The following is a 13625-nucleotide window of genomic DNA, read 5'->3' as shown; positions in this document are numbered from 1 at the left end:
GTGACTAAAATATAACACAAAAGAAGTATCTCTGCTTTTTTTATATTCAGTTGTAACACATGTATTGTAATCCTACAGAAAAATAGCAAGATTACGTTTAAAACCGCTTGACACTGGAAAGACTTCTGTTGTACTATGAGATTTAGTTTAACAGCATAAATGCAAGGAAAAAGAGGAGTACCATAAAAGAACTGCCAGAGAGGAAGATCCACAGGCTGAAAGGTCTTTCGAGGAAATTTGTGGGAAGGTAGCTTTGGAGCAGCACATCCGAAATGTTCAGTAGGATGCGCCGGGTCGTTCCCGTTACAGAATAAGATGAGTGATAAATTAAGGTGGTAACGCGTAAGATACGCCCTTTGGAACAGAGATGTTTCAAAGGGCTTTTTCTATGTAAGAAGATTGATTCTGTAAAGGAAAAACGCTCCACTAAAGATGCTATAAAAACAGAAAGGATGGAACAGATGAAAGAACTGGAAAAGACATACAATCCGGCCGACATAGAAGACAGGCTGTACAGAAAATGGGAAGATAAGAAATATTTTCATGCAGAGGTAGATCGCAGTAAGAAACCATTTACGATCGTTATGCCGCCTCCAAATGTAACCGGACAGCTTCATATGGGTCATGCCCTGGACAATACGATGCAGGATATCCTCATTCGTTTCAAAAGAATGCAGGGCTACAGTGCATTATGGCAGCCGGGTACAGACCATGCAGCGATCGCTACAGAGGTAAAGGTAACAGAGAAATTAAAGGCAGAAGGCATTGATAAGAAGGAGATCGGCAGAGAGGCTTTCTTACAGCATGCCTGGAAATGGAAAGAAGAATACGGCGGAAGAATCGTAAATCAGTTAAAGAAGCTGGGTTCATCTGCTGACTGGGACAGAGAGCGTTTTACAATGGACGAGGGATGTTCAGAAGCAGTTAAGGAAGTATTTGTTAATCTCTATGAAAAGGGATATATCTACAAAGGTTCCAGGATCATCAACTGGTGTCCTGTATGTAAGACATCCATTTCGGACGCAGAGGTAGAGCATGTAGAACAGGAAGGACATTTCTGGCATATCAATTATCCGATCGTTGGAGAAGAAGGAAGATATGTAGAGATTGCAACGACCAGACCGGAAACCCTGCTTGGTGATACGGCAGTTGCTGTAAATCCAAAGGATGAGCGTTATAAGGATATCATCGGTAAGATGCTGAAGCTTCCTTTAACAGACAGAGAGATTCCTGTTATCGCAGATGAATATGTAGATATGGAATTCGGAACAGGCTGTGTAAAGATTACACCTGCACATGATCCGAACGACTTCGAAGTAGGTAAGAGACACAATCTGGAAGAAATCAATATTTTAAACGATGATGCTACGATCAACGAGAAGGGCGGCAAATACGCAGGCATGGATCGTTATGAAGCAAGAAAAGCAATGGTAGCAGATCTGGAAAAAGAAGGTCTTCTTGTAAAGGTTGTACCACACACACATAACGTAGGAACACATGACAGATGTAAGACAACGGTAGAGCCAATGATCAAGCCACAGTGGTTTGTCCGTATGAAGGAAATGGGCCAGGCAGCTCTTGATCTGATCAAGACAGATGAGCTGGAATTTGTACCGGAGCAGTTTGATAAGACATACATCCACTGGCTTGAAAATATCCGCGACTGGTGTATCTCCCGTCAGCTTTGGTGGGGACACAGAATCCCGGCTTATTACTGTGATGAGTGTCATGAGACGATCGTTTCCAGAGAAGTTCCGACGGTATGTCCGAAATGTGGATGCACACATCTGACACAGGATGAAGATACACTGGATACATGGTTCTCATCCGCACTCTGGCCATTCTCAACACTTGGCTGGCCAAAGAAGACACCGGAATATGAATATTTCTATCCGACTGACGTACTTGTAACCGGATACGATATCATCTTCTTCTGGGTTATCCGTATGGTATTCTCCGCACTGGAGCAGACAGGAAAGAGCCCATTTAAGCATGTTCTGATCCACGGACTGGTTCGTGACGATCAGGGCCGGAAGATGAGTAAGTCTCTTGGAAACGGTATCGATCCGCTTGAGGTTATTGATAAATATGGTGCAGATGCCCTTCGTCTGACACTGATCACAGGTAATGCACCGGGAAATGATATGCGTTTCTATTGGGAGCGTGTAGAGAATTCCAGAAACTTTGCAAATAAGATCTGGAATGCATCCAGATTCATTATGATGAATATGGAAAAGGCTGATTTCTCAAATGTAAAATTATCTGATCTTACGATCGCTGACCGTTGGATCTTATCCAAGGTCAATGATCTGGCAGTTGAGATGACAGATAATATGGAGAAATACGAGTTGGGTATCGCAGTTTCCAAGGTATATGACTTCATATGGGAAGAATTCTGTGACTGGTATATCGAAATGGTTAAGCCAAGACTTTACAATGATGCTGACGAGACAAAGGCAGCAGCCCTCTGGACATTAAAGACCGTTCTGATCCAGGCACTGAAATTATTACATCCATATATGCCGTTTATCACGGAGGAGATCTTCTGTAACATTCAGGATGAGGAAGAATCTATTATGATCTCTGACTGGCCTGTATATAAAGAGGAGTGGAGTTTCAAGCAGGATGAAAATGCAGTTGATACGATCAAGGCTGCGGTTCGTGCAATCCGTAATCTGCGTACCGGTATGAATGTACCGCCAAGCAAGAAAGCAACTGTATATGTTGTATCTGCTAAGAGTGAGATCCGTGATATATTTGAAGCATCAAAGAATTTCTTTGCAACACTTGGATATGCAAGTGAGGTATTCATTCAGGATAGCAAGAATGGTATTGATGAGAATGCAGTATCTACCCTGATACATGATGCCGCACTCTATATTCCGCTTGCAGAGCTGGTTGATATCGACAAAGAGATCGAGCGTCTGGAGAAAGAATCCGGTCGTCTGACCGGCGAGATCAAGCGTGCATCCGGTATGCTTGCAAATCCTAAATTTGTAGATAAAGCACCGGCTGCTAAGGTAGAAGAAGAAAAAGCCAAGCTTGCAAAATATACAGAAATGAAAGCCCAGGTTGAAGAACGTCTGGCTCAGTTAAAGAAGTAATAACAGAGACGCAAAGCTGTGTCCATACATGAATCAAAACGACAGTGTCGACAGAAATGATTCATGGTATAAATTCAAAAAGAAAGAAACAGGCTGGCTGATCCGCATATAAAAGCACTGATAATACAGATGTTTTCATATCGTATCAGACAGCCTGTCTGGTATAGGAAGATGATACAGGATATAGAACCAAAACGGTTTCATAATGAATATGCATATCGAAAACCGCCGAAGAATGATGATGCGATCCTTGCATTTTCCGAGAAACTGATCCTTGCCAAAAAGGTAGAGGATGAGCATGAGCTGGTCTGGCTCACTGTCTCGGAATATAAAAGCTATATAGGAATAAATGATACGGTCACGCAGGATGCATCATGGCAGGATAATCTGACATACCTGTTTGTGATCGATGACAGACAGTATTTTTTGTATCGACCGCAGGATCTTGTCCGGACAACAGAGCCTTATTATGCTGAAAGATCAGCGAATGGAGCAACTGATGTAAATTGGGGAGAGCGTCTGGAGATTCCGGGTTATGAATACCGGAGCATGTATAAGACCAGAAGCTGCAAGCCAAAGGCAGAAGTGCTTGCGGCGGCAACCGGATGGCATCTGTATCTGTGGTATTCGATGAACCGCTATTGTGGAGCCTGCGGAATGCCTGTGCTCCCGGATGAGAAAGAACGGATGCTCCGTTGTCCGTCATGCGGACATCTGATCTTCCCAGTGATCGCACCGGCAGTAATTGTCGGAGTGACAGATGGCAATCGCATCATTCTTACAACTTACGCTGCAAGAGAGTATAAACGATACGCCCTGATCGCCGGCTTTACGGAAATAGGTGAGACGGTAGAGGAAACGGTTCGGCGTGAGGTGATGGAGGAAGTCGGAATACCGGTTAAGAATATCCGGTATTACAAATCACAACCGTGGGGATTTGACAGCAATCTGCTGATGGGATTCTTCTGTCAGGCAGACAGAAAAAAGTCAGATGAGCATGGACCGGAATTGACCATCGATCATGAAGAACTTGCAAGCGGTGAATGGGTAGAGCGCGAGCAGATCCCGGACTATGGAGAACATCTGAGTCTGACACATGAGATGATGATGCAGTTTAAACGATATGGACAGGGTGTGTTTGATCTGAAAACAGACCGATCACTATAAAAAAATAAAGTTATAGTATTTGATATCTGAATAAAATAAAAAAAGAAAAGCATAAGGTTGACAATAATTTCATATATTATAAAACCTGTGTTAAAAAGTAATAAAAAACGATTTGTTTCTGAAAAGCTGTTGGTTGACAAAACAAAAGCGGATGGTATAATGAGCCAAAAACCAGCTGGTAATACCAGTGTACCATACGATTTTGCAATGAGGCATTGAGAATGATCAGTGCCTCATTATTGTATCAGGATGTATTTCTGTTACAGTAAACACTTCAGGAATTGAGTAATCAGAAAAGTGAGGTATTATCAAGATGAAAGAAATTAATGCAGAGGAATTAAAAGGAAATCTGATCGAAATGATCAACAAAAAGTGGGCACTTGTAACTGCAGGAGATCATGAAAAGGCAAATACGATGACAGTAAGCTGGGGTTCCTTTGGTGAATTCTGGTCAAAGCCTGTTATAACGATTTATATCCGCCCACAGAGATATACAAAGCAGTTTATCGATGAACAGAAGGAATTTTCCGTTTGTGTGCTTCCGGAAGAGTACAGAAAGGCACTGACTTATTGCGGAAGAACATCCGGTAAGGATGTAGCGGATAAATTTGCAGGAGCAGGGATCACCCTTGATTTCTGTGGTGATGTTCCGGTTATCAAGGAGGCAGGCATTACACTCATTTGCAGAAAAATGTGCGAAGGAGATATTGATCCTGCTACCTTTGCTGATCCTGAGGAAGGAGCAAAGGTATATCCGGATAAGGATTATCACAGATACTATATCGCAGAGATTGAAAAGGTACTTGTACCGGATGAATATTAAATTAATACGGGCGTTCGCGCCCGAGAAAGAACAGTCCGGCAGCGCCGGGACCGCAGTGGGATGCGGTAATTGTACCGGCATTTAAGATGCGTACCGGATGGGTGACATTCGGAAATGTCTGTAGGACGGAGTTCTTTAACAGATAAGCAAGCTCGGGGCAGGCAGCATGGGAGATGAAGCATTTTCCATTGTAGTCTGTCCCGTTTTCTGCGTAGTATTCCATCTCAGAGATCACCTCTCTTACGGCGCGCTTCTTGCCACGGACTTTTGTATAGGCATCTGCCATTCCGTTCTGATCCAGCCGGATCAGAGGATGAATGTTCAGGATCGATGCGATATGGGAAGCAGCGCCGCTGATCCGTCCGCTATGGTGCAGAAAGGTGAGATCGGTTGTAAAAAACTGATGATGGATACAGGTACGATGCTTCATGATCCAGTCGGCAGCTGTTGCCAATGAAAGACCTTCATCCCGCATATCGGCAACGTAGTCCGTTAACAATCCATACCCTCCTGCACCGCAGAGAGAATCAATGACCTGCAGCTGCTTTCCCGGATAGTTCTTTTTTATTGCTGCCGCCGCACGATAGGCATTATTTGCCGATCCGCTTAAGGCGGAGCTGAATGTGATATGAAGCACATCACCATTCCGTATCAGTCCTTCAAAGAAATCATAATAGGAAGCTTCGTTGATCTGGGAGGTTGTAGGCAGCAGCCCTTTTTCCAACATCTTATAATACTTCGGCATCAGATCCGGATTTCGTTCCATGTTATCCTCGTATACATGTTCATGAATGATGTAAGTATAAGGAATGACCGCAATTTCCCGTTCATTCAGATAAGAATATGACAGATCCGTTGTCGATTCACACGATAAGATAAAATTTCTCATGATAAAAACCTCCAATACAATTTCCGATATATTTCCTGTATTAGTATTACCGGTGTTGATGAAAATACTCTTTGAAAAAATTGTTATTATTGCGTATTTAGTAAATGACTTACTTGCATGGTTCATTGTAATATGGTTTGATCTGACTGGATATGATAATAAGTTTCAAAATATAAGATTGCATTGGCTGATTTTGATAATTGGAATAATACATATTATTGCAACAACGATTTGCTGCGTGTTTTTCTATAAGAAAGCGAGAACAAAGTATAAGATTCAAATTGGAAGCAAGCTGTTCGTATTCAATGAGATTATGGCATTATTGCCTTATTTGTATTTAATGTTCACTTGGATTATCATATAACTCGGAACTTACGGAGGAAAATAGTAATGGCACTGTTCCTACTGATTACATATATAGTAATTTTAATATTTCAAATAATATTATTTGTGATAACCATTCGCAAGAAAACAAAAAAACTTTGGCGGATATTGTTTTCGGCAGAACTAATTCCGCTGCTTATATCCATAGGACTGATGATTTACTATAATAATCTTCCTGGATATGGATTTATGCCAGGACTAACTTATTTGGAAGAAGTAATGTTTAGTTTTGGAGCGGTTGTTTTGTACTGTATAAGTTTCCTGATTTCTATATGCAGTTATATTGCAATTTCAAATAAACAAACTTAATTTGAGGTATTCCACTTGTGTGTTTATTTGAGTTCCTTGAATGAGCTTAAATATTATGTTAATCTTTTAAAGAAGTTGGCGTGTAGTTGAGTAGAAAGATAAATCGGAATTTGACGAGGTATTGGTAGAATGGTAGAAGTTAAATTTTATGACAATGTCGCAGATGAACTTTTGAAGTTTGCCATATTTGTTATTGTATACTAAATTTTGAAAATGCTGCATAATTTTGCGTTCAAAAAAAGACTGCACCATTTGTGTGCAGCTGCCATTGCCATATTCAGCTACCTGTTGTCAGGTGATGAATGCAAAGCTGTCATAAAGACGCTTGAAAGTAAATCTCCAGCGATTACTCCTTCCAATGGACAGCACCAGACGGCCGGCATGTTCTGTCAGATGTCCCGCAAACTGCATAAGATTACTGATCACCGTACGTATTCTTCGGCGATGTATTTTCTTCCGGCCGGGAGCATCCTTCTTTTTCAGCGATTCCTGCCCTATGATTCGAAGAATATTATATGCGATCATTGTCAGCTCCAGCACCAGTTTGTTGCTCTCAAACTTTCCCGACGGGAGTCTTCCAACATCCATGTCCGTCTTGATTTCACTGTGATACTGCTCACTTTCTCCGTGGGCATGGTAAAGATCAATGACTGTTTCGTCTGGCAGGGAAGTGTTTGTCCAGTATGTGCCCAGTTCTATATCGGGTACGATAAAATACTGCCCATATCGGTCAATGGTTCTTTCCGTGATCTCATAAATTGTGCGTATTCCGACAGTTTTCTCCTCGTTATCAGAAAGGGAATATGTCACATTCCGGAAGGTCTGTCCGATATAAACAGTTTTCCCATCACGTGGATGCTGGATATTCTGGCAGCATTCCCTGACGGATTCCAGCCATTCTTCTTTACTTTCCTGTCTGGGATTCCGTTTTATGATGAAAGACACATTGTTGTATTTATAGCTTTCTTCCATAAAGATGCCTATGTTTTCAGATGCATCGTTGCCGGAATCCAGCCGGATGAGCAGTGGTTTTTCCGTCAGCTGTCTGCACAGTTCAATGGTCTCTCTCAGGAAATCAGGAGTTTCTTTCTGGCAGTGCTGTTTCCCAATCCGCAGTTCAAGATTGACGAGGTATCCTTCTGTGCCGATATATGCCATAATTGGTGCATATCCGTCAAAACCCTTGTAGGTACGGGATACGCCTTCCTTATTGGATTTCGAATTGTCAAAGGGGGTTACATCAATATCGACAGGAACAAAGCCGTTATCCAGGGCTGTCGGCTCTATGTGCATTTCACGCAGCATGTCGACATTTGCCTGCTGGATGTCTTTGCGCAGGGAATCCCCGATCATGTCAAAACGCTGACGGAGTGTTTCGGCGGAAGGAATCGCATAGGAGATGCCTAATGCGTATTTGTAGTAGTCAGGGTCATCTATCATTTCACGGACAGCCTCATACTGGGGTTTTCCCTGACAGAGCATACCAATATAGGTGAGGAGCACGTCTCCATTTTTTATCTGTTTCTGCAGATAATCTTTTGAAATTGGAGCACGGTTGATTTTTTTAACAAAACTGCTTTTTCCAAGTATTTGCCCTACGAATACCAGACCACTGGGAGTAATGAGCCGCTCATCGCTGAATTCAATGTGTATTTTCTTCATTGCACTGCCTCCGCCTATCTTTTGATACTTTCATTATACAGGATAATGCATGATGATACAGTAAAAAAACAAAATTTTGTTTAACCTAGTGGGTGAAATAAAATGTATTGCGAAAATCAGTTTCCAGCAGGTATTATTGCTGAAAAAAAGGGATGTAACACTATGGTAAGTTTCACGGAATAAGGTGGATTTTCATTGACGCATATAACACCTTACAATATAATAAAAGCAAATATATAGCTTATAAAGGAGGTTCCTTAATGACGAAAAAAATAACCGCAATATTCTTGGCATTGTGCATGGCAATCTCCGTTTTGCCGATGACCATTCAGGCGGCATCAAAGCCCGATATTAAAGTTGGCGACTATGTTAAAATGGGCGCGTATAACAATGCCTCAATTCTTTGGCGATGTGTAAGCATTGACAATAACGGACCGCTTATGCTTGCAGACAAAATTGTTGACACCCTTGCATATGATGCCAAAACAAATGACAACAGCAATTCAAAATCACACAGCAGAAGCTATAAGCGTGATGATTACGGTTCTAACTATTGGAAAGACAGCAATATGCGTTCTTGGTTAAATTCGACCGCAGCTGAAGGCAAAGTCGATTGGCTTTGCGGCAACCCTCCGAAAGACGGATATGTAAGCGGTGTGGGAGCGTACAACGAAAAAGCGGGTTTTCTCAACGCTTTTTCAAAATCTGAAATTGCGGCAATGAAAACCGTTACCCAGCGTTCTCTCGTTTCTCATCCCGAATACAACAAGGGCATAGTTGATGGAGACGCAAATTCGGATTTGTTATACTACACCGATATTTCGGAAGCGGTGGCAAACTACGACAGTTCATATTTTGAAACTACAACCGAAAAGGTTTTTCTTCTTGATGTAAAGCAGGCTAATGCCGTGTGGAAAAATCTCAAAGGTTATTATGTTGCGTATAATAATGACGGTATGGCTTGGCCTTATTGGCTTCGCACTCCTGTTACCGATTGCAATCACGATATGCGTTATATCAGTTCATCGGGTCAGGTCGGTCGTTATGCTCCGTGGTATTCCGATTTGGGCGTAAGACCTGCATTTTATCTCGATTCCGAATATTTTGTTACAACTTCCGGCAGCGGCTCACAAAGCAGTCCTTATATCGGCTCTGCTCCAAATAAGCAAGAGGATGATTATACAATTTCGGAACCTGCCGAGGACGCAAATCCCGATTGGAATGTCAGCACCGAGCAAAGCATTCAGCTCACCCTCGGCCCGTGGTATTCAAATGACGGAAAATATTCTAATCCTACCATCCCTGTTTATACCATCCAAAAAACACGCAGCGACACGGAAAATATGGTTGTTGTCGTTTGCGGCGAGGGATACACAAAAAGTCAGCAGGGCAAATTCATCAATGATGTCAAACGACTTTGGCAGGACGCTATGAAATATGAACCGTATCGCAGTTATGCCGACAGATTCAATGTTTACGCTCTTTGCACAGCTTCCGAATCGACTTTTGACAATGGTGGAAGCACCTTCTTTGATGTTATAGTCGACAAATATAATTCGCCTGTTATTTCTAATAATCTCCACGGAAGTCAGTGGAAAAATCATATTTTTGAGAGATGTATCGGTCCTGAATTTATCGAGAAAATTCACGATGCTCATATCAAAAAAAAGTGTGATCCAAACACAATTCCGTCCGGTTCGGAATATGAGCCTTATTATTATGTTCACGATTATATTGCTCAGTTCGCTATGGTTGTAAACACAAAATCAGATTTCGGCGGTGCTTATAATAACCGTGAATACGGCTTCCATTATTTCATTTCGCCATCAGACAGTTATCGTGCGTCAAAAACTTTTGCACACGAGTTTGGACACGGTTTGCTCGGTCTCGGTGATGAATACAGTAACGGATATTTGCTTGACGATAAGGAACTTAAATCACTCAATCTTTCCTCGGTTGAAGACCCGGAAAAGATAAAATGGCGACAGCTTTTAGGTTTTAGAAACACATATACCTGCCGCAATGCTTACGGCTCAAAAATGCTTGTTTCAAATTATGAGTGCATAATGAGAGACACAAACTATCAATTCTGTGAGGTTTGCCGTTTGCAGGGCTTCAAGCGAATGTCTCAGCTTGTTAAGGATGTAGACCTTTATGTTGCAACTCCCGAGGTTAAGGAATATACGGGCGCTTATTCAAAGCCGTCTGATTTTACCGACCTTGAAACAAGTTCATATTATAATTACACATATAATCGCAATGACCGACTTTTGAGCGGCAACAGCAAAAGCAGATTTAATACTAATATGAACGGTAAAAAAATCGAGCTTAGAACTGTTATTCAAAACATTTCAGATAAAAATGCACGACAATTAAAATTCAAAATGTGGATTAAGCACTCCGACGGAAGCGTTGCGACCGATTCATCGGGGAATCCGCTTCAAACAGTACAAACCTTTGACATTCCTGTTTGGAATGATAAGGCAAATTTCTGGCCGCTCGGTGCTTTGGATCACATCAAAAGCGACTTTAATTCAGGCTTAAAGAGTTGCTCGCTTATTTATCAAATTCCGTCTGATGCACAGCTTAAGAGCGGCGATACCGTGGCATTTCAGGTGCTCGATGAAAACGGAAATGTGCTTGCAGACGACAATACGGAAACACAGCGCTACACAACCGTTTCAATTCAGTATAAATTTGAGGACGGCTCTGAAATTCCAAACACTGCCGGCGGAACATTTACCGTGCCATACGGCACAAAGCTTGATTTAACACCGGCAAAAACACTTTATGATTATGAATTTATAAAGGTTGACGGCTTGAATAAGCCTATTGTTTCGGACGGAACGGTTGTTACATATTATTACAAAAATAAAAACGAAGAACACACTCACAATCTGACTTTGGTTGCTGCGAAAGCTGCCACCTGCACTACTGCGGGCAATTCCGCATACTACACCTGCGATGGCTGTGACAAGTGGTTCGCAGATGCAACAGGATCGGTAGAAATTACCGATAAAACCAGTGTGAAGATTCCGGCTCCCGGACATACCGCAGGCACAGAATGGAAGTCTGATGATACTAACCACTGGCATGAATGTTCTCGTTGCCACGACAAAAAGGACGAAGCGGCTCACGATTACGGTTCTGACAATGTTTGCGACACCTGCGGATATTACAAAACTGTACCGCACACTCACAATCTGACTTTGGTTGCTGCGAAAGCTGCCACCTGCACAGATGGCGGTAAGGAAGCATACTACAAGTGCGAAGGTTGTGGCAAGTTCTATGAAGATGTACTCGGTACAAAGGAAATAACCGACCTTGCATCTTGGGGCAATATTGCTAAGATTGCCCACACCACAAAGCAAACCGTAACAAAGGCAACCCCAACAGCAAACGGCAAGATAGTAAATTACTGTTCGGTATGTAAGAAAACTCTTTCAACGACAGTAATTCCAAAGGCATCAAGCATAAAGCTTAAAGCAACATCATTAACATATAACGGAAAGGTTAGAACACCTAAGGTTATTGTTAAGGACAGAACAGGAAAGACACTTGTTAAGAATACTGACTATACTGTGTCTTATGCAAAAGGCAGAAAGTATGTTGGCAAGTACGCAGTAAAGATTACCTTTAAGGGTAAATACAGCGGAACAAAGACGCTTTATTTCACAATCAAGCCAAAGGCAACAAGTATTTCCTCACTTAAAGCAGGTTCAAAGAAGTTTACAGTAAAGTGGAAGAAGCAGGCTACACAGACAACAGGCTATCAGGTACAGTACAGTGCCTCAAGTAAATTCAGCAAGGCTAAGACCGTAACAGTAGGCAAGAATACAACAGTATCAAAGAAAATTTCAAAGCTTTCGGGCAAGAAAAAGTATTATGTAAGAGTTCGCACCTATAAGACAGTTAAGATTAACGGCAAATCCATAAGGATTTATTCAGGCTGGTCAAAAGCTAAGACTGTTACAACAAAGAAATAAAAACTATACCGTAACCTTTGATTCTGCCGGTGGCTCTGCAGTAACGACTCAGACTATCGAAGAAGGTCAGAAGGCAACCAAACCTGCCGCTCCTACCAAGTCTGACGATACCACCAAGCCTTCGGATGATGTTCAGAATCCGCAGACCGGCGACAACAGTATGAGTGGCTGTGGATCGCTCTGCTGTTCGTCAGCGGCTTCGGAGTTGTGACAACTACTGTTTATACTAAATTAGACGAAGCAATTTCTGATGCTGTTAAAACTGGGAAAATCACTCAAGAAGAAGCGAACGCAGCTTACAAATAAATATACGAGGCTTGTCTTAAAAAAGACGAGCTCAAAATGACAATGAAACTGTCACTCTCTGGAGACACTAGGAGTGACAGTATAATCATCATAAATAAAATGAATCTTCGGCATCAACCCACATCTGCATAGTTCCATCAAGGTATAGTCTTGCATATTCAAGTGGTTCATCAATAGCAAGTGCATTTAATGCACAATCTAATATGGGTGTTGTTTTTAAATTCTTTTCTGCTTCCCAGCAGTCAATGCGGAGCATATAGCCAGCAGAAGTATAAACATCAATGCTGTTGCGTTGTGGATTGTATTCTGCAAATATTGTTCTCATCGTATCAAATCTCCTTATCATTCAATCAATCATTTGTTACAAAAATCAGAAGCATTTCAATCAGTTCACCATGTCGTTTTTATTTTGTGTTATACTGTTTTAGAGGATTTTCTTTTCCTTGTATTTTCCCTTATCAGGGTTCATAAATCCATATGGGAAGATATAACATAAGGGAAAGTCTAAGGGAAAGATCACCTGCGACAAACTTAGTGTTTTCAAGGGATTCAGAGATATTTGATAATAAAATATAACAATTATTAAATCCCTTGGAATACATGAAATCTCAATTCCAGTTTATGAGGATAAAAGATGGAACTTAGAGAATACAAGTCAACTGACTGTGAGCAGATGGCGCAATTGTTCTACAATACGGTACATAGCATAAATGTAAAGGATTATACAGAAGAACAGTTAAATGCATGGGCAACCGGTAGCGTAGATTTACAAGAATGGAACCACTCTTTTTTAAATCATAAAACAGTGGTTGCAGTGGAGGATGATGAGGTTGTTGGATTTGGAGACATTGATCAATCTGGCTGTCTGGCTAGGCTGTATGTCCATATAAATTATCAGGGGATGGGAATTACACTTAAAAACTATGTGATGGAGAAGAAAACTTCTAGCGGCTTTTCTGATAAAAGTTCAGGAGGTAATGAATAAAGGGATTTAA

Annotated in this window: 8 protein-coding genes and 1 other annotated feature; of the genes, 5 read left to right on the top strand and 3 right to left on the bottom strand. The window is 41.5% G+C overall.

All coding sequences use genetic code 11. The annotated features are described in order from the left end of the window. Nucleotides 1–155: 155 nt before the first annotated feature. Nucleotides 156–360, top strand: a binding site (T-box leader). Nucleotides 361–461: 101 nt separating this feature from the next. From GT641_RS05265 to GT641_RS05255, 3 genes are all read left to right on the top strand, one after another. Continuing rightward, nucleotides 462–3104 (top strand): valine--tRNA ligase, encoded by a 2643-nt coding sequence (locus GT641_RS05265; RefSeq protein ID WP_161116988.1) that lies wholly within the window; start codon nt 462–464, stop codon nt 3102–3104. Nucleotides 3105–3275: 171 nt separating this feature from the next. After that, nucleotides 3276–4271, top strand: coding sequence for an NAD(+) diphosphatase (gene nudC, locus GT641_RS05260; protein ID WP_161116987.1), 996 nt, complete (start codon nt 3276–3278; stop codon nt 4269–4271). Between the two features lie 313 nt (nt 4272–4584). After that, entirely contained in the window at nt 4585–5094 is a 510-nt protein-coding gene (locus GT641_RS05255) for a flavin reductase family protein (protein WP_021944623.1), read from the top strand. 1 nt (nt 5095) lies between these two features. Here GT641_RS05255 and GT641_RS05250 read toward each other — a convergent pair whose 3' ends face one another. Together GT641_RS05250 and GT641_RS05245 are read right to left on the bottom strand one after the other, a co-directional pair. Further along, complete coding sequence (locus tag GT641_RS05250) at nt 5096–5983, bottom strand: DegV family protein (protein WP_161116986.1); 888 nt, start codon at nt 5981–5983, stop codon at nt 5096–5098. Between the two features lie 984 nt (nt 5984–6967). Then, entirely contained in the window at nt 6968–8338 is a 1371-nt protein-coding gene (locus GT641_RS05245) for an IS1380-like element ISClsp2 family transposase (protein ID WP_161116985.1), read from the bottom strand. Between the two features lie 260 nt (nt 8339–8598). On the opposite strand from GT641_RS05245, the gene GT641_RS05240 reads away from it, so the two are divergent. Then, on the top strand, nt 8599–12324 hold the full coding sequence (locus GT641_RS05240; protein WP_161116984.1) for a M64 family metallopeptidase: 3726 nt from the start codon (nt 8599–8601) through the stop codon (nt 12322–12324). A 394-nt stretch (nt 12325–12718) separates the two neighbouring features. On the opposite strand, the gene GT641_RS05230 is transcribed toward GT641_RS05240, so the two are convergent. Further along, nucleotides 12719–12955: a DUF6061 family protein gene (locus GT641_RS05230; protein WP_161116983.1), complete on the bottom strand. Its 237-nt coding sequence runs from the start codon at nt 12953–12955 to the stop codon at nt 12719–12721. 309 nt (nt 12956–13264) lie between these two features. On the opposite strand from GT641_RS05230, the gene GT641_RS05225 reads away from it, so the two are divergent. Then, entirely contained in the window at nt 13265–13615 is a 351-nt protein-coding gene (locus tag GT641_RS05225) for a GNAT family N-acetyltransferase (protein WP_008401981.1), read from the top strand. The last annotated feature ends 10 nt before the right edge of the window (nt 13616–13625 follow it).

Origin of the sequence: Clostridium sp. BIOML-A1 (assembly GCF_009874105.1) — a bacterium.
Lineage (GTDB): Bacteria > Bacillota > Clostridia > Lachnospirales > Lachnospiraceae > Coprococcus.
This window is presented reverse-complemented; position numbering and strand designations above follow the sequence as displayed.